Source organism: Pseudomonas putida, assembly GCF_025905425.1.
Classification (GTDB): domain Bacteria; phylum Pseudomonadota; class Gammaproteobacteria; order Pseudomonadales; family Pseudomonadaceae; genus Aquipseudomonas; species Aquipseudomonas putida_AF.
In genome coordinates, this window is the sequence record NZ_CP109603.1 from 240,459 (window position 1) to 256,909 (window position 16,451).

Consider the following 16,451-nt stretch of genomic DNA (forward strand, 5'->3'; position numbering starts at 1 on the left):
GGGTTTCCCCTCAAGCCCGGCTTAGCCGAGCGCGTCATCCACATCGACAAAACGACCGCCAAGCATGGAAATTCGCCTGTTGCACGGCGCCGCTATCGCGCCTTACATCGATGACCTCGCTCGCCTGCGCCTTACCGTGTTCCGCGAGTTTCCCTACCTGTACGACGGTACGCCGGAGTACGAGGCCGACTATTTATCGGCTTACGTCCAATCCGGGCGCAGCCTGGTGGTATTGGCGCTGGACGCAGGGCAGGTGGTGGGCGCCGCTACCGGCCTGCCGCTGGTGGACGTTGCCGCCGAGTTCCAGCAACCCTTCCTGGCCCAAGGGCGTGACCCTGCAAGCGTGTATTACTTCGGTGAGTCGGTGGTGTTGCCCCAGTACCGAGGCCAAGGCCTGGGGGTGCGCTTTTTCATCGAGCGCGAGTCCTATGCGCACAAGCTCGCCGAATTCGATTACTGCGCCTTTTCTGCCGTGGAACGGCCGGGCGTGCACCCGCTGCGCCCGGCGCACTACAAACCCTTGCATGGGTTCTGGCGTAATCGCGGGTTCCTGCACGACCCTTCGTTGCGCACCCACTATGCCTGGCGCGACCTGGACGAGCAGGAATCTTCTGAAAAGATCATGTCGTTCTGGCTCAAGGAACTGCCGATATGATCCGCCTGGCGGCCTGCCAGTATGCCATTGAGCTGCACAAGACCTGGGATGCTTATGTCGACCACCTGCAGCGCCTGTGCGCCGAAGCCGTGCAAGCCGGTGCCCAGCTGCTGCTGTTGCCAGAGTACGCAGGCCTGGTACTCAGCGGGTTGTTACGCGCGGAGCAACGTGGTGACCTGAAGGGCTCCATCGCCGGTATCCAGCCCTTGATCGAGCCCTGGAAAGCGCTGTGCGAGCGCATTGCCCGGCGCTGGGGCATCTACCTTCAGCCCGGCAGCCTGCCGGTGCAGGACAGCGATGGCCGCTATCGCAACCGTGCCTGGCTATTTGGCCCCGAGGGTGTGCTGGGGCATCAGGACAAGCTGATGATGACCCGCTTCGAGCGGGAGCAATGGGACATTGCGCCGGGTGAGGGCCTGAAGGTGTTCGACACCCAGCTGGGGCGCCTGGGCATTCTGATCTGCTACGACAACGAATTCCCGATGCTGGCACGGCGCCTAGCCGAAATGGGCGCCGACTTGATTCTGGCCCCTAGCTGCACTGATACCGAAGCCGGTTACCACCGTGTGCGCATTGGCGCCCAGGCGCGGGCGCTGGAGAACCAGATTGCGGTGCTGCAAAGCCCCACCGTGGGGCTGGCGCCGTGGTCGCCGGCACTGGATGAGAACATTGGACGTGCCGGGTTGTTCGTGCCGCCGGATCATGGGATGCCGGGGGATGGGGTGGTGGCCCTGAGTGACGAACTCAGCCCGGTCGGCAGCCAGTGGCTGATGTGTGACGTGGACCTTGCGGCGGTGCGGCGGGTGAGGGAGGAGGGGCAGGTGTTCATCCGGCGCGATTGGCCAGAACAGTTCGAGCGGATGCTGTAAATGAAAACGCCCGGCATCTGCCGGGCGTTTTCGATCAGGCCAGAGGTGAATTACTTCACTTCAACAGCCAGGCTTTCGGCAATCTTGCTCTGCCACAGCGCGGGGCCTGTGATGTGCACCGACTCACCGTTGCTGTCCACCGCGACGGTGACCGGCATGTCTTTCACATCGAACTCGTAGATCGCTTCCATGCCCAGCTCGGCGAAGGCCAGGACCTTCGACTTGCGGATTGCTTGGGCCACCAGGTAAGCGGCGCCGCCGACGGCCATCAGGTACACGGCCTTGTTGTCCTTGATCGCTTCGATGGCGGTCGGGCCACGTTCGGACTTGCCGATCATGCCCAGCAGGCCGGTCTGTTCGAGGATCTGGCGGGTGAACTTGTCCATGCGGGTGGCGGTGGTCGGGCCGGCTGGGCCAACCACTTCGTCACCGACCGGGTCAACCGGGCCGACGTAGTAGATGAAGCGGCCCTTCAGATCGACCGGCAGCTCTTCACCACGGTTGAGCATCTCGACCATGCGCTTGTGCGCGGCGTCGCGGCCGGTGAGCATCTTGCCGTTGAGCAGGATGGTCTCGCCCGGCTTCCAGCTGGCGACTTCTTCCGGAGTGATGTCGTCGAGGTTGACGCGGCGGGCGCTTGGGCCAGCTTCCCAGACGATTTCCGGGTAGGCGTCCAGCGACGGCGCTTCCAGCTCGGCCGGGCCGGAGCCGTCGAGCACGAAGTGCGCGTGACGGGTGGCGGCGCAGTTCGGGATCATGCACACCGGCAGCGAGGCGGCGTGGGTCGGGTAGTCCATGATCTTGACGTCGAGCACGGTGGTCAGGCCGCCCAGGCCCTGGGCACCGATGCCCAGCTGGTTGACCTTCTCGAACAGCTCCAGGCGGATCTCTTCGATACGGTTTTGCGGGCCACGGGCTTTCAGCTCATGGATGTCGATGGACTCCATCAACACTTCCTTGGCCATGACCGCGGCTTTTTCGGCGGTACCGCCGATGCCGATGCCGAGCATGCCAGGTGGGCACCAGCCAGCACCCATGGTCGGAACGGTCTTCAGTACCCAGTCGACGATCGAGTCGGACGGGTTGAGCATGGCCATCTTCGACTTGTTTTCCGAACCGCCGCCTTTGGCTGCGACATCGACTTCGACCTTGTCGCCAGGGACGATCGAGTAGTGGATGACGGCCGGGGTGTTGTCTTTGGTGTTCTTGCGAGCACCGGCCGGGTCGGCCAGGATCGAGGCGCGCAGGACGTTCTCAGGCAGGTTGTAGGCGCGACGCACACCTTCGTTGATCATGTCGTCGACACTCAGGGTGGCGCCGTCCCAGCGCACGTCCATGCCGACGCGCACGAACACGGTGACGATACCGGTGTCCTGGCAGATCGGGCGGTGGCCGGTGGCGCACATGCGCGAGTTGATCAGGATCTGGGCGATGGAGTCGCGCGCGGCAGGCGACTCTTCACGCAGGTAGGCCTCGTGCATCGCCTGGATGAAATCGACGGGGTGGTAGTACGAAATGAATTGCAGGGCGTCGGCGACGCTCTGAATCAGGTCGTCTTGCTTGATCACGGTCATGCAGCGCGCTCCTCTTAAAGACGGGAACATTCGTAAAGGCCCTTCGACACTGCACACCGGTGTGTCGAAACGCCTGGCAAGGCGTCGGCAGGTCAGGCCGACGTAAAAAGGCGCGGCAGTATAGCGCGCCTCACCGTGCGAAACACCTGCGTGTGGTCTGGACCATGGTCGGCTGGGTGGTGGGCATCCTTTTTGCTGCCAATGGCGGCTTGCCTTAGAGTGGCGATGTGTACCCGGAGAAATGATGACCATGCCTGAACTCTGTGTGGGCGAGCGCCGCTGGACGGTGCCCACCGGCAGTAACCTGCTCGATGCCTTGAACGAGGCGGGCTTGAATGTGCCCTACAGCTGCCGTGCAGGCAGTTGCCATGCCTGCCTGGTGCATTGCCTGGACGGGCAGCCGGCGGATGCCTTGCCCGAGGCATTGGCGCTGGAGAAACACGCACAGGGATGGCGCCTGGCCTGCCAGTGTCGGGTGGTGGATGACCTGCGCGTGGCGCTGTTCGACCCCCTGCAGGAAGGTATCCCCGCGAAGGCGTGTGAACTGGACTGGTTTGGCGATGTGTTGCGCTTGCGCCTGCGGCCTGAGCGCACGTTGCGTTACCAGGCCGGTCAGCATGTGGTGCTGTGGAGTGGCTCGATAGCGCGGCCTTACTCCTTGGCGAGCCTGCCGGGTGAGGATGACTGCCTGGAGTTTCATATCGATTGCCAGCGGCCAGGGGCCTTTTGTGACAAGGCGCGGGCGTTGCAGGTTGGCGATGAACTGCGCCTGGGCGAGCTCAGGGGTGGGGCGTTGCATTATGACCCGGACTGGCAGGAGCGTCCGCTCTGGCTGTTGGCGGCGGGGACGGGGCTGGCACCGCTGTGGGGGCTTATGCGGGAGGCTTTGCGGCAGGGGCATCGAGGTGAGATCCGGGTGATGCATGTGGCACATGACCACGCCGGGCATTACCTGGCCGAGCCGTTGCTGCAAATCGAAGGGGTGAACGTCGAGCTGGTGCTGACGGATCAGCTGGATGAAGCGCTGGCGGGGTTGCGGCCGTCATCGCGGCAGACCCTCGCGCTGGTGTGTGGCTCGCCGGGGAGTGTGGAGCGCTTTGCACGGCGGCTGTTCATAGCAGGGGTGCCGAGGAATCAGGTGTTTGCCGATGTGTTTGTCGAGCATGCCTGAGGAATTTTGGGCGCCTATGCTGGCCCTTTCGCGGGGCAAGCCCGCTCCCACAGAGACCTTACTGCCTTGAGTTCAGCGGGGTACTGTGGGAGCGGGCTTGCCCCGCGAACGGGCCGCAGAGCGGCCCTTTTGCAGGCTATCAGCCGACCAGCGGATCACCGACATGCAGGATCTTCATGCCGTTGGTGCCACCGATGGTGTGGTAGCTGTCGCCTTTGGTCAGGATCACCCAGTCACCCTGTTGCACCAGACCACGCTTGAGCAGCTCGTCGACCGCCGCCTGGCTCACCTTGTCGGCCGGCAGCGAAGCCGGGTCGAAGGCGATCGGGTAGACACCGCGGAACATCGAGGCGCGAGCCTGGGTAGCGCGGTGCGGCGACAGGGCGAAGATCGGCACGTGCGAACGCAGGCGCGACATGATCAGCGGGGTGTAGCCACTCTCGGTGAGGGCGATGATCGCCTTCACGCCGGGGAAGTGGTTGGCGGTGTACATGGCCGCCAGGGCGATGCTTTCGTCGCAACGCTCGAAGGTGGTGTGCAGGCGGTGGCTGGACTTCTGGTTGGTCGGGTGCTTTTCGGCACCCTGGCAGATCCGCGCCATGGCCTGGACGGCTTCGATCGGGTAGGAACCGGCGGCACTTTCGGCCGAGAGCATTACCGCGTCGGTGTTGTCCAGCACGGCGTTGGCCACGTCGGACACTTCGGCGCGGGTTGGCATCGGGTTCTGGATCATCGACTCCATCATCTGGGTCGCCACGATCACCGCTTTGTTGTTGCGGCGGGCGTGCTGGATGATCTTCTTCTGAATGCCGATCAGCTCGGCGTCGCCGATTTCCACGCCCAGGTCACCACGGGCAACCATGACGGCGTCGGAGGCGGCGATCAGCTTGTCGAGGGTTTCGTCGTCGGCAACGGCTTCGGCGCGCTCGATCTTGGCCACCAGCCAGGCGCTGCCGCCGGCCTCGTCACGCAGCTTGCGGGCATACTCCATGTCGCTGGCGTCACGCGGGAAGGACACGGCCAGGTAGTCCAGATCCATTTCCGCAGCCAGCTTGATGTCGGCCTTGTCTTTTTCGGTCAGGGCCGGCGCGGTCAGGCCGCCACCTTTGCGGTTGATGCCTTTGTGGTCCGACAGCGGGCCACCGATGATCACCACGCAGTGCAGTGCATCAGCGGTGGCGGTCTCGACGCGCATGACCACACGGCCGTCGTCGAGCAGCAGTTCGTCACCGACGCCGCAGTCCTTGACCAGGTCGGGATAGTCGATACCGACGATGTCCTGGTTGCCTTCGGTCAGCGGGTGGGCGGTGGAGAAGGTGAACTTGTCACCGATCTTCAGTTCGATGCGCTTGTTGCTGAACTTGGCGATGCGGATCTTCGGACCTTGCAGGTCGCCCAGCAGTGCGACATGGCGGCCGTTTTTGGCGGCGATGTCACGGATCAGGCGAGCGCGCGCCTTGTGCTCGTCCGGCGTGCCGTGGGAGAAGTTCAGACGTGCCACGTCCAGGCCGGCAAGGATCAGTTGTTCGATCACTTCCGGCGAGTTGCTGGCGGGGCCAAGGGTGGCGACGATTTTGGTACGGCGGATGGTCATGCACAGACTCCTATAGTGAAGCGCAGCGAAAGGCTACTCCTGAATCTCGCTGTAGTCATTGTTCCGTTGCACTACCTGCGACCAAGGCAGATAGGGCAGCTGCAAGTTACAAGCGGCAAGCTACAAGCGCATGTCTGTCGCTTGCCGCTTGAGGCTGAAGAAATATCCCGGCAGGCCGATACACTGCCTATTAAAGGAGACCCCTCATGCGAGCCCTGATCGTTTTAGCCTTGGCGGCCAGCGCCGTCGGCTGCACCCGCTGGTCCATGGACCACCACTTGAACAATGCCTACCGTGCTTACGACCGCGGCGACTGCCAGCGGGTGATGCTGGAATTGTCGCAGGTCGACCGCACCAGCCGCACGCGACCGTTCGTCCACCCTGAGGTGTCGCTGTTGCGTGGCCAGTGCCTGGAGCGGCAGAAGCTTTTCGTGGATGCCGCGCAGACCTACGAGTACATGATTCAGGCGTACCCGGGTAACGAATACGCCTACCGCGCCCAGGCCCGCCTGCAGACGCTCGAGAAGCTCGGCCATTACCGTGGGGCCGAGGCCGCCGTGGCCAACCCGGTACAGGCTACCCCTTGGCGTTAACACCAAGGTGTGATTTATTTTTCGGGATTTACCGTGCGCGCTGCGCTAATCTGTAACTCAGCTGTTACAACAACCGCCAGTACCTCGTATTCCTGGCATCGGGTACGGACTGCACTTGTGATCATGTTCAACAAGCGGCATATCGAACGCCATCAGTTGCCTTGCGTTCTCAAGGTCTTCAACCGTTTTACCGATCAGGCGATCGGCCAGCTGGGTAATGCCTCCGAAGACGGACTGATGCTGATCAGCCAGCTGCCGGTGCTGGTCGGGCCCGACTACGAGCTGCAGTTGCGCTTGCCGCTGGCCGGTGGTGGGCATCAGTTCATCAACCTCACCGCCAGTTGTCTGTGGTGCCGCGAAGACCAAACGCCCGGCCACTACGATTCGGGCTTCATGTTGCTGCAGGTGCCTCGCGAGTACGACGAATTCGTTCGCTCGTTGCGCGACTATTTCAGTTTCCGCCCCGCCAACGCTTCTGCCTGAGCCCCTGTGAGCCTTGGCTCGCCAGAATCGCGCTAGAATCGGGTCGACCTCGATACAGGACGACCCCGTGAGCTCCAGCATTTTCTGGCACGACTACGAAACCACAGGCATCAACCCGCGCTGCGACCGGCCGCTGCAGGTGGCCGGTGTGCGCACCGACTTCGACCTCAACGAGATCGAAGAACCGATCAGCCTCTACTGCCGCCCTTCCGACGACATTCTGCCGCATCCGGCCGCCTGCCTGGTCACCGGTATCACCCCGCAACAACTGGCAACCCAAGGCCTGTGCGAAGCCGAGTTCATGACCCGGGTGCACGAGCAACTGGCGCGCCCTGGCACCTGTGGTGCCGGCTACAACACCCTGCGCTTCGACGACGAAGTGACGCGTTACAGCCTTTATCGCAACTTCTTCGACCCCTACGCCCGTGAGTGGCAGGGTGGCAACAGCCGCTGGGATTTGATCGACATCGTGCGCACCGCTTATGCCCTGCGTCCTGAAGGCATCGAATGGCCGCAGCAGGATGGACGCACCAGCCTGCGCCTGGAACTGCTCAGTCAAGCCAATGGCATCGACCATGGCCATGCCCACGAAGCACTTTCCGACGTGCGGGCCACGATTGCCCTGGCGCGCTTGATTCGGCAGAAACAGCCAAAGTTGTATGAGTGGCTGTTCCAGCTGCGCAGCAAACATAAAGTGATGGAGCAGATCCGTTTGTTGCAGCCGCTGGTACATATTTCAGGGCGTTTTTCGGCGGCACGTAATTACCTGGGGGTGGTCCTGCCGTTGGCGTGGCACCCGCGCAATCGCAATGCCCTGATTGTCTGCGACCTGCATCAGGAAACCCTACCGTTATTGCGGGAAAGTGCCGAAGTACTTCGCCAGCGTTTGTATACCCGCCATGAAGACCTGGCCGAAGGTGATTTACCCGTTCCGCTTAAATTGGTGCAGATCAATCGTTGCCCGGTGCTGGCGCCCCTCTCGGTATTGCGCCCGGCCGACCAACAACGCCTGGGCGTGGACTTGACGTTGTTACAATTGCGCGGTGAACAGCTGGCCAATCAACAGGCGCAATGGCAAGACAAGCTGGAACACATCTACGGCAAGGATGACTTCACGCCGAGTGAAGATCCTGAACAACAGTTGTATGACGGTTTTCTGGGGGATCGTGATCGCCGATTGTGCGAGCAAGTTCGTACGCTGGAACCCGCGCAGTTGGGCCATGGGCACTGGATGTTCGATGACCCGCGGATGCCTGAACTATTGTTCCGTTATCGGGCACGTAACTTCCCTGAAACCTTGAACAGTGAAGAGCGTCAGCGCTGGTATGGCTTCTGCCAGCAACGCCTGAGTGACCCGCAATGGGGCGCGCCGAATACCCTGGGTGATTTCGAGCAGGCGCGGCAACGTGCGTGGGAGAGCGCTGACGAAGCGGGGCGTCGGGTACTGGACGCCTGGCAGGAACACGCCCGTAAACTGCAGACACAATTTGCAATTGTGCCGTGAGCGGGAAAACAAAAACGCCGGCATTGAGCCGGCGTTTTTGTTGCGTTAAGCAAAGTGAGCGTGCGGACAATCAGTCCAGCAGGGTCGCCCAGCTTTCAACCACGTCACCACCCCACTTGGCTTTCCATTCTTTCAGGGTCTTGTGGTTGCCGCCTTTGGTTTCGATCACTTCACCATTGTGCGGGTTCTTGTATTGCTTGACCTTGCGCGCACGTTTAGTGGCGGTGGCCTTGACCGCGCCACGTGGCGCTTTGCTCAGTTTAGACTCTGGGTCGAGCAGGGCAATGACATCACGCAGCGACTTGGAGTACTCGCCCATCAGCGTGCGCAGTTTGCCTTCGAACTCCAGCTCTTGCTTCAGCTTGTCATCCTGGGACAGGTTGGCCAGGCGGGCCTGAAGTTCTTTGATGGCTTCTTCGGTGGCGCGGTACTCGTTAATCAGGGACATGGAGTGTTCCTTAAATACGTGTTCAGAAATGTGTGGGCCAATAATAGACAGGCGATACTCGCAAGTAAACATACAAATCGGCAATTAACTGTTAATTAAGCTGTGACAACATTTCTCCGCGTGAACAAAAATTTACATAAGCCCTGCATTTTGTCATGGCTATGCACGGTGCTCGCGTTGTGTGCCGACAGGTGCACACAGCGCGGGTGGTGCAATCCATACTGCGTTTTTTCTGGCGGGCCGCTAGAATGAGCGCCTTTGCGAAGTTCTGGAGTCTCATTCATGCGCACCTATCGTCTGGTGATCGCCTGCCCCGACCGTGTTGGCATCGTGGCGAAAGTCAGTAATTTCCTGGCCTTGTACAATGGCTGGATCAACGAAGCCAGCCACCACTCCGATGAACAGAGTGGTTGGTTCTTCATGCGTCATGAAATCCGTGCCGAATCCTTGCCATTCGGTATCGAGGCATTCCGCGAGGCGTTCGCGCCGATCGCTGAAGAGTTCTCCATGACCTGGCGTGTGACCGACTCGGCGCAGAAGAAGCGCGTGGTGTTGATGGCCAGTCGCGAATCCCACTGCCTGGCCGACCTGCTGCACCGCTGGCACACCGACGAGCTGGATTGCGACATCCCGTGCGTCGTTTCCAACCACAACGACCTGCGCAGCATGGTCGAGTGGCACGGCATTCCGTTCTTCCATGTGCCGGTCGACCCCAAGGACAAGGGGCCAGCCTTCGCCGAAGTGTCGCGCCTGGTCCAGGAGCACGCCGCCGATGTGGTGGTACTGGCCCGCTACATGCAAATCCTGCCGCCGCAGCTGTGCCAGGACTACGCTGAAAAAGTGATCAACATCCACCACAGCTTCCTGCCCTCGTTCGTCGGTGCCAAGCCCTACCATCAAGCGGCCCTGCGTGGCGTGAAGCTGATCGGTGCAACGTGCCACTACGTGACCGAAGAGCTGGACGCCGGCCCGATCATCGAGCAGGACGTGGTGCGTGTCAGCCATGCCGACAGCATCGAAGACATGGTGCGCTTCGGCCGTGATGTCGAGAAGATGGTGCTGGCCCGCGGCCTGCGTTATCACCTCGAAGACCGCGTGCTGGTGCATGGCAACAAGACTGTGGTGTTCGACTGATACGGACCCGGGGCTGCGCCGCAGCCCCAAGCCTTGGGAGTGTTGGATGGCAAACTCGCGCAACAAGCCCACCGCCTCAGCACCGCCAACCCTCGGCGAAGGCTGCCTGGCCCGCTATGACCCAGAGGCCCTGAGCGACGCCGACGGCACCGACTTCCCCGGCGCTGCCGACCTCTGGCAACAGCTCAACCCGCCTGACGCCGCCAGCGCTCCAGCAGCGGGCGCGCCAGCAGGCAAACGAACACCGGCCCACCTGCCAGCAGATAAAAGTAGTAAGTGACCGCGCGCCAGATCACGATCGCTGCGGCCGCTGTCGAACTGCCTACCATGGGCGTCAGCAGGCTTGCCGATGTCAGCTCGGCAGCGCCCGCGCCACCTGGCAGCAGGCTGAACTGCCCGGCGCTGAGCGAGAGCATCTGCACCAGAAAGCTGGGGATCCACGACAGCTCCACGCCCAAACCCTTCAGCACCAGGTACAGCACGCTGTAGCGCAGGCCCCAATGCAGGCAGGTCAGGGTGAACACCAGTGCCAGCGTGCGTTTGGGCAGGCGCCAGGTCTGCGCCAGGGCATCGATGAAGTGCAGTACCTTGCGCGCCCAGCGGCGTTTACGGCATTCAGGCATGCCCAGGCGCTGTAACAGACGGCCATTGAAACGCATCATCCCGCGCCGGTAGCGCAGCAACCCCAGTACCGCGATCAATGCCGAACACAGCAGCAGTGCGCTGCCCAGCAGCATGCTTTGCTGGCTGTGCCCCAGGCTGTGGAACAACGCATAGCCGGCAATCGCCAGCATCGCGCAGAAGAAAAACACCAGGTCGTTCAGTTGGTCCATGGCAAATACTGCGCCACTGCGCGCTGGGCCAATGCGGTCGCGCGCCAGCAGGGCCATGAGGGTCAGCGGGCCGCCGCTGCCGCCTGGGGTGGTGCAGATGGCGAACTCAGTGGCCATGACCACGCTGAGGCTGCGCAAGTACCGAAGCTGCGCGCCTTGCTGGCCGAGCAGCAGGCGCAGGCGAATGGCATTTATCACCCAGCACAGCAAGATCATGCCCAGCAGCGTCAGCAGCAAGCCTGGGTCGAAGCGCTGAAGCCTTGGCAGCAGGTCACTACCGCCCAGCACGATTGGCACCAGCACGGCGCCCAGCAAAGCCAGTGCCAGCCAGCCCAGGCGGTTCATGCGCTGGCCTGGCGGTCCAGCCAGGCGGACTTGGTCAACGGCACGCGGCCCTGTGCCAGCAGCGTGCGCAAGGTCTGTAGCCAGTACTCGCGGGAGGTGCGGTGGCGCATGTCCACCGGGTGCAGGCCCAGGCGCACGGTGCCCGCTTCACGCCAGCGCCGGCATTGCCAGTCGCACAGCAACCGCGATAAGCCTCGGCGCCAGGCGCTGCGTGCGCTCCACACCAGGCCAGGCGCTTCGATGGCGGTAAAGTCCGGCAGGCGATACAGGTGCTGCGGGGTGCTGGTGTAGCGCAGCGGAAGCTGGCGCAGTGCCTGGCGGGTGCCTTGGCTCATCAGCCAGGCCGGGGCGACGAAGCCGGCAACCGGCCAACCTTGTCGGTCAAACACTGCCAGGCCTTGCTCCAGGCGTTGCAGCGCCTGCTGCTTATCAAGCCCGTAGAATTCGCCTTCGTGGGTATAGATGCGGCGCATGAAAAACGCCCCGGGGCTGCGCGGTGGCGAGCCGTCGTCGGCATGGTAGAAACCGTGCAGCGCCAGCTCATCGCCCAGCGCCAGGCGCCGTTCGAGCAGGCGGCAGAAGGTAGGCGAGCGCTGCAGGGGGTTGCGGTGGTGAAAGTCTGGCACCACCAGCCAGGTCATGGGCACGCCGCCGATTTCATCGATGGCCTGGACGAAGGGTTGGTAGTCGGGCCAGGTCTCGGGCGCGACATCGTGCAGCACCAGCATCAGGCTGCGGGGTGCGCTGGTGCTTTCAGCCATGGGCGCGCACCCGCGGTTGGTGGCCGAGTACGGCCTGGTAATGCTGAAGCAAGCCGGCGACCACGTTGTCCCATGAGTAGTGTTGCTCGACATGGCGGCGGGCCTGGGTGCCGAGCGCGCGCACGCCTTCTTCGAACACCTGGCGCACGGCCTGCGCCATGGCCGGCCCGTCATTGGCCTGGCACAGGCGCCCGCACTGTTCGTTGACGATCTCGCCAAAGGCGCCGGCGCGCACAGCCACTACCGGCGTGGCGCTGGCCATCGCTTCGAGGATGACCAGGCCAAAGGTTTCCTGGTCGCCGGCGTGCACCAGCAGGTCGGCACTGGCCATCAGCCTGGCGACTTCCTGCGGCGGGCAGAAGTGGTCGATCACGCTGACGTTCTGTGGCACGTTCACCGGCATGTTGGAGCCGACCAGCAGCAGGTGGTAGGGGCGGCCCAGGTGCTGCATGCAGTCGAGCAGCACCGGCAGGTTCTTCTCCCGCGAGCCCCGGCCGGCGTAGATCAGCAGGCGGCTGGTGTCGGCAATCCCGAGTTCGGCACGCAGGTGCGGGTCGCGGTGGTCGGGGTTGAAGGTGGCCAGGTCCACCCCCAGGCGCTGCACATGCACATCGCGCACGCCCAGGCGGCGCAGTTTGTCGGCCATTACCTGGCTGGGCGCCAGGACCCGGTCGAAGTTGCCGTACAGCTTGCTGACATAGGCCTCGACATTGGGCGTGAACCAGTTGCCCATGCGGTTGCTGACCAATAGCGGCAGGTCGGAGTGGTAGAAGCCGATGACCGGTACGTCGAGCTGGCGGCGTGCCTCCAGGGCAGCCCAGGCGGTCAGGTAGGGGTCGCCGACTTCGATCAGGTCGGGTTTGAGGCTGCGCAGCACATTGCACCAGGGCGCCAGGCGTACCGGGAAGCGGTAGCCGTTGCCGAAGGGCAGGGGAGGCGCGGGCACCTGGTAGATGCCATCGGTGTGTTGCGCGCTGGCGCCGGGGATCAGCAGGCTGTGGCGCACGCCGTGGATGGCATCGAGGCGGCGGTGTTTGGCATCAAGATAGGTACGTACGCCACCGCTTGCCGGGGCGTAGAACATGGTGATGTCGGCGATGTGCACGATCAGCATCCCTCCGGGATCGTCTTCGGGTCTGTCAGCCGGCTGTAAGGGGCCGGCGATGACGCGCCTAAAGGTTGACCTACCAGAAGGATAGTTTGTTCGATCGGGTTGGGTGGGGGGGAGCTGTGTTGGTTGCTTCGCAGGTACAGCTCCCACAACGATCGTGTGGGAGCAACTGTCTTCTTGTGGAAGCTGGCCTTGCCGGCGATGGGGCGCGTAGCGCCCCAGGCCCGGCTGTGCCGGGCATCGCCAGCAAGGCTTGCTCCTACGAATGAGCTATTTGCTCCTTCCAGGGCGTTCCGGTCTTGAGCATCGCATTTAGCCTCACTATCAATACTCGCATACACGCCACCACCGATACTTTCGCGCACTTCCCCTGGGCTCGCAGTGCTTTGTAGCGCTCGCAGAAGTCCTTGTTGTGCCGTATCACCACCCAGCAGGCCATATAGAGCGCCCGCCTGACTTGTGAGCGCCCCCCCCAGATTGAACGCTTGCCCGACTGCTTGCCGCTGTCCTGGTTGAACGGCGCAACACCGACCAAGGCGGCAATTTCCTTCTTATCCACCTGGCCCAGCTCTGGCAGCAAGGCCATCAGCTTTCCGGCAGTAATCAGACCAATTCCTTTGACTTGAGTGAGCTGTTTAACCCGGTCATCAGGCAAAGCTGCTGCCTGCTGTGCGATCTCTTGTTCCAGCGCTCGAATTTCACCCTTCAGATAGGCGATGTGTTGTTCCAACCGCAAACAAACACTGGGAGCCCGCGCCTGCTTCAGGCGCCGCTTGTCATCGTCGCGCTGTTGGACGAAGCGATCCCGCTGCATAAGCAGTTCGCGCAGCAAGGCCCGCTCGGGTGTCATCACCTGGCAAGGCCGTGGGGGCATAACTTCAGCCAGGTGAGCCAAAACAGCTGCGTCAATGGGATCGGTCTTGGCGCGTTTACCCATCGACTTGGCAAAGTCCCGGGCACGACTGGGATTGATCCGGCAAACCGGAAAATCGGCATCCTGCAGCGCTTTGAGGACATTGCACTCGTAGCCACCGGTAGCTTCGAGCAAGACCATTGAAACTGCATACCCGCCAAGCTTTTCGACGAGCAGTTGGAATCCCTTCAAGTCATTGGAAACACTGAAGTTCACCCCCTCAGGGCGGATGTGAACAGCAAGTGTGGCACTGGAAACATCGATGCCGACAGAGGAAGACATGGCCAAACCCTCTTAAACTCAAGGAGTGAGAGCGCTTTGGCTTGGCCCACGCTTGTGATTCGAGATTACGCCCCTCATCCAACTGTTCGGGCTCTCGCCAAAGTGGAACGGTGAATGGCAGCTTTTGCTCCCACACGTGCTCTGGGCACCTCGGGCTATCAGCTTGCCATTCACCGCTCTCACTTCAGATTCTATTCCCTCTCCAAGACACAAGCGGGTTCACCCGCGAAGCAGGCGGTGCGGTCTGGGGTCAGATACGGAAGCTGCCCACCAGGTGTTTCAGGCGCGAAGCCTGTTGCTCCAGGTCCGAACAGGCGCGCAGGGTGGCTTGCAGGTTTTCAACGCCCTCCTGGTTGAGCATGTTGATCTCATTGATATCCATGTTGATCGCTTCGACCACGGCGGTCTGTTCTTCGGTGGCCGTGGCCACCGACTGGTTCATGCCGTCGATTTCGCCGATACGCACGGTCACGCTGTCCAGGCGCTCGCCGGCCTGGTTGGCGATCTGCACGCTGTCCTGGCTGTGGCGCTGGCTCTGGCCCATGGTGTCGACCGACTCGCGGGCACCGACCTGCAGCTCTTCGATCATGGTTTGCACCTGTTGTGCCGACTCCTGGGTGCGGTGCGCCAGGTTGCGCACTTCGTCGGCAACCACCGCAAAGCCGCGCCCGGCTTCACCGGCACGGGCGGCTTCGATCGCCGCGTTCAAGGCCAGCAGGTTGGTCTGCTGGGAGATGCTGGTGATAACTTCGAGAATCTGGCCGATGTTGACGGTCTTGCTGTTGAGCGTCTCGATGTGCGCGCTGGAGGTGACGATCAGGTCGGACAGGCGATTCATCGCCGCAATATTGCGTTCCACCACCTGCTGGCCTTCTTCAGCCAGCAAGCGTGCGGAGCTTGCATGTTGCGAGGCTTGGGCGGCGTTGCCGGCGATTTCCTGAGCAGCGGCGCCCAACTCGTTGATGGCGGCGGCGACGCTGTTGGTGCGGTTGGATTGCTCGTCGGAGTTGGTCATCGACGAGTTCGAGGCGCTGATCACTCGCAGGGCCACTTCGTTGACCTGCTCGGTGGCCGAGGACACTTCGCGGATCGAGCCGTGGATGCGCTCGACGAAGCGGTTGAAGGCGGTACCGAGAATGCCGAATTCGTCCTGGTTTTGGATGCGCAAGCGTTTGGTCAGGTCGCCTTCACCTTCGGCGATGTCTTCCATGGCGCGGGTCATGGTCAGCAACGGTTGCATCAGCACACGAATCAGCAGGCCGAGCAGGCCGATGATGATGACCACCGCAACCAGCGTGGCGATCACCGCCGAGGTGCGGAAGGTGCTGAGCATGGAGAAGGCTTTGTCCTTGTCCACCGACAGGCCGATGTACCAGTTGGCCGACGGCAGGCCTTTGATCGGGGTGAAGGTCAGCAGGCGGGTCTGGCCCTGAGCCTGGACTTCAGTCAGCTCACCGGAAAGTGTCGGCGTGTGCTGCGGGAACAGGTCCGACAGCGATTTCATCACCAGATCCTTGTCCGGGTGGACAAGGATCTTGCCTTGGTCGTTGACCAGGAACGCGTAGCCCATGCCACCGAAGTTCAGCGAGTTGATGATCTCAACCAGGCCGTCGAGGGCCAGGTCGCCACCGACTACGCCCACACTGTTGGACACTTTGCTGAGGATGCCGATGACCATCTTGTTGGTGGTCATGTCGATGTACGGTTCGGTCAGCGTCGCGCCGGAGGCGTTCATGCCGTCCTTGTACCAGGGGCGGGTGCGTGGGTCGTAGCCGTCGGGCATCGCGGCGTCCGGGCGCACGCTGAAGCCACCGTCGACCTTGCCCAGGTACACCGTGAGGAAGCTTGTGAGCAGCGCATTTTGCCCCATCAGGGTTTCGGCGTCGCTGGGTGACTGGGCAATGTTCTGTGCCAGGTTCTGCACCAGCTTGATACGCCCTTCGAACAGGTTGCGAATATTGGTCGAAGTGGATTCGCCCATTTCAGCCAGATAATTCTCCAGATCCTCTCTGATCGCATTACGCTGGAGATAATCGTTATAGAGGGTGAACAGGCTGAAGGCGAGTATCACGATCAGTGATGCCGCCAAGAGAATCTTGTGGCTGAAACGAAGGCTTTTGCTCATGGTGTAATCGGTTCCGCTAAGGTTTTATCGGGCGTTCGCACGAATACATCTGCAAG

At 62.1% G+C, this 16,451-nt stretch carries 15 protein-coding genes and 1 pseudogene; 7 read left to right on the plus strand and 9 right to left on the minus strand.

Annotation, left to right across the window (positions count from 1 at the left end):
* Positions 1 to 64 precede the first annotated feature (64 nt).
* Both OGV19_RS01140 and OGV19_RS01145 read left to right on the plus strand, forming a co-directional pair.
* Entirely contained in the window at positions 65 to 655 is a 591-nt protein-coding gene (locus tag OGV19_RS01140; protein ID WP_264311745.1) for a GNAT family N-acetyltransferase, read from the plus strand.
* Positions 652 to 1,524: a carbon-nitrogen hydrolase family protein gene (locus tag OGV19_RS01145; protein ID WP_264311746.1), complete on the plus strand. Its 873-nt coding sequence runs from the start codon at positions 652 to 654 to the stop codon at positions 1,522 to 1,524. The genes OGV19_RS01140 and OGV19_RS01145 overlap by 4 nt, the downstream gene beginning before the upstream one ends.
* 50 nt (positions 1,525 to 1,574) lie before the next feature.
* Here OGV19_RS01145 and OGV19_RS01150 read toward each other — a convergent pair whose 3' ends face one another.
* Positions 1,575 to 3,098, minus strand: coding sequence for a fumarate hydratase (locus OGV19_RS01150; RefSeq protein WP_027594070.1), 1,524 nt, complete (start codon positions 3,096 to 3,098; stop codon positions 1,575 to 1,577).
* 250 nt (positions 3,099 to 3,348) lie between these two features.
* Here OGV19_RS01150 and OGV19_RS01155 point away from each other — a divergent pair, with 250 nt between their 5' ends.
* Positions 3,349 to 4,269, plus strand: a complete 921-nt coding sequence (locus OGV19_RS01155) for an iron-sulfur-binding ferredoxin reductase (RefSeq protein WP_264311747.1) — start codon at positions 3,349 to 3,351, stop codon at positions 4,267 to 4,269.
* 139 nt (positions 4,270 to 4,408) lie between these two features.
* On the opposite strand, the gene pyk is transcribed toward OGV19_RS01155, so the two are convergent.
* On the minus strand, positions 4,409 to 5,863 hold the full coding sequence (gene pyk / locus OGV19_RS01160) for a pyruvate kinase (protein WP_264311748.1): 1,455 nt from the start codon (positions 5,861 to 5,863) through the stop codon (positions 4,409 to 4,411).
* Between the two features lie 206 nt (positions 5,864 to 6,069).
* Between pyk and OGV19_RS01165 the strand changes: the two genes are divergently transcribed.
* The 3 genes from OGV19_RS01165 (at position 6,070) to sbcB (ending at position 8,443) form a co-directional block, all read left to right on the plus strand.
* Positions 6,070 to 6,456 (plus strand): tetratricopeptide repeat protein, encoded by a 387-nt coding sequence (locus OGV19_RS01165; protein ID WP_264311749.1) that lies wholly within the window; start codon positions 6,070 to 6,072, stop codon positions 6,454 to 6,456.
* Between the two features lie 123 nt (positions 6,457 to 6,579).
* The gene (locus OGV19_RS01170) at positions 6,580 to 6,939 is read left to right on the plus strand and encodes a PilZ domain-containing protein (protein ID WP_264313872.1); all 360 of its coding nucleotides are present in this window, start codon (positions 6,580 to 6,582) and stop codon (positions 6,937 to 6,939) included.
* A gap of 67 nt (positions 6,940 to 7,006) precedes the next feature.
* Positions 7,007 to 8,443 carry an exodeoxyribonuclease I gene (gene sbcB, locus OGV19_RS01175; protein WP_264311750.1) on the plus strand — a complete coding sequence of 479 codons (1,437 nt, stop codon included), beginning with the start codon at positions 7,007 to 7,009 and terminating at the stop codon, positions 8,441 to 8,443.
* 70 nt (positions 8,444 to 8,513) lie between these two features.
* On the opposite strand, the gene mvaT is transcribed toward sbcB, so the two are convergent.
* Complete coding sequence (gene mvaT, locus OGV19_RS01180) at positions 8,514 to 8,891, minus strand: histone-like nucleoid-structuring protein MvaT (RefSeq protein WP_264311751.1); 378 nt, start codon at positions 8,889 to 8,891, stop codon at positions 8,514 to 8,516.
* Between the two features lie 282 nt (positions 8,892 to 9,173).
* On the opposite strand from mvaT, the gene purU reads away from it, so the two are divergent.
* Positions 9,174 to 10,025, plus strand: a complete 852-nt coding sequence (gene purU / locus OGV19_RS01185; RefSeq protein ID WP_264311752.1) for a formyltetrahydrofolate deformylase — start codon at positions 9,174 to 9,176, stop codon at positions 10,023 to 10,025.
* 185 nt (positions 10,026 to 10,210) lie between these two features.
* Here the strand turns inward: purU and OGV19_RS01190 are convergent, their stop codons facing one another.
* From OGV19_RS01190 to OGV19_RS27690, 6 genes and pseudogenes are all read right to left on the minus strand, one after another.
* Positions 10,211 to 11,203, minus strand: coding sequence for a glucosaminyl phosphatidylglycerol flippase (locus OGV19_RS01190; RefSeq protein ID WP_264311753.1), 993 nt, complete (start codon positions 11,201 to 11,203; stop codon positions 10,211 to 10,213).
* Positions 11,200 to 11,964: an N-acetylglucosaminyl phosphatidylglycerol deacetylase gene (locus OGV19_RS01195; RefSeq protein ID WP_264311754.1), complete on the minus strand. Its 765-nt coding sequence runs from the start codon at positions 11,962 to 11,964 to the stop codon at positions 11,200 to 11,202. Before OGV19_RS01195 ends, OGV19_RS01190 begins: the two co-directional genes overlap by 4 nt.
* The gene (locus tag OGV19_RS01200) at positions 11,957 to 13,078 is read right to left on the minus strand and encodes an N-acetylglucosaminyl phosphatidylglycerol synthase (RefSeq protein WP_264311755.1); all 1,122 of its coding nucleotides are present in this window, start codon (positions 13,076 to 13,078) and stop codon (positions 11,957 to 11,959) included. The genes OGV19_RS01195 and OGV19_RS01200 overlap by 8 nt, the downstream gene beginning before the upstream one ends.
* A gap of 256 nt (positions 13,079 to 13,334) precedes the next feature.
* Positions 13,335 to 14,270 carry an IS110 family transposase gene (locus tag OGV19_RS01205; RefSeq protein ID WP_264309399.1) on the minus strand — a complete coding sequence of 312 codons (936 nt, stop codon included), beginning with the start codon at positions 14,268 to 14,270 and terminating at the stop codon, positions 13,335 to 13,337.
* Between the two features lie 250 nt (positions 14,271 to 14,520).
* The gene (locus OGV19_RS27685) at positions 14,521 to 15,285 is read right to left on the minus strand and encodes a methyl-accepting chemotaxis protein (RefSeq protein WP_371097681.1); all 765 of its coding nucleotides are present in this window, start codon (positions 15,283 to 15,285) and stop codon (positions 14,521 to 14,523) included.
* Positions 15,286 to 15,378: 93 nt separating this feature from the next.
* Positions 15,379 to 16,395 (minus strand): annotated as a pseudogene (locus OGV19_RS27690) (cache domain-containing protein); the annotation flags it as partial.
* Positions 16,396 to 16,451: the final 56 nt, after the last annotated feature.

Excerpts from the sequence above, each read along its gene's own strand:
- OGV19_RS01140 (WP_264311745.1), top strand. The coding sequence starts at position 65 with ATGGAAATTCGCCTGTTGCACGGCGCCGCTATCGCGCCTTACATCGAT.
- OGV19_RS01155 (WP_264311747.1), top strand. The coding sequence starts at position 3,349 with ATGCCTGAACTCTGTGTGGGCGAGCGCCGCTGGACGGTGCCCACCGGC.
- OGV19_RS01190 (WP_264311753.1), bottom strand. The coding sequence starts at position 11,203 with ATGAACCGCCTGGGCTGGCTGGCACTGGCTTTGCTGGGCGCCGTGCTG.
- purU (WP_264311752.1), top strand. The coding sequence starts at position 9,174 with ATGCGCACCTATCGTCTGGTGATCGCCTGCCCCGACCGTGTTGGCATC.
- OGV19_RS27685 (WP_371097681.1), bottom strand. The coding sequence starts at position 15,285 with ATGACCAACTCCGACGAGCAATCCAACCGCACCAACAGCGTCGCCGCC.
- OGV19_RS01150 (WP_027594070.1), bottom strand. The coding sequence starts at position 3,098 with ATGACCGTGATCAAGCAAGACGACCTGATTCAGAGCGTCGCCGACGCC.
- mvaT (WP_264311751.1), bottom strand. The coding sequence starts at position 8,891 with ATGTCCCTGATTAACGAGTACCGCGCCACCGAAGAAGCCATCAAAGAA.
- OGV19_RS01200 (WP_264311755.1), bottom strand. The coding sequence starts at position 13,078 with ATGCTGATCGTGCACATCGCCGACATCACCATGTTCTACGCCCCGGCA.
- OGV19_RS01195 (WP_264311754.1), bottom strand. The coding sequence starts at position 11,964 with ATGGCTGAAAGCACCAGCGCACCCCGCAGCCTGATGCTGGTGCTGCAC.
- OGV19_RS01145 (WP_264311746.1), top strand. The coding sequence starts at position 652 with ATGATCCGCCTGGCGGCCTGCCAGTATGCCATTGAGCTGCACAAGACC.
- OGV19_RS01165 (WP_264311749.1), top strand. The coding sequence starts at position 6,070 with ATGCGAGCCCTGATCGTTTTAGCCTTGGCGGCCAGCGCCGTCGGCTGC.
- pyk (WP_264311748.1), bottom strand. The coding sequence starts at position 5,863 with ATGACCATCCGCCGTACCAAAATCGTCGCCACCCTTGGCCCCGCCAGC.
- OGV19_RS01170 (WP_264313872.1), top strand. The coding sequence starts at position 6,580 with ATGTTCAACAAGCGGCATATCGAACGCCATCAGTTGCCTTGCGTTCTC.
- OGV19_RS01205 (WP_264309399.1), bottom strand. The coding sequence starts at position 14,270 with ATGTCTTCCTCTGTCGGCATCGATGTTTCCAGTGCCACACTTGCTGTT.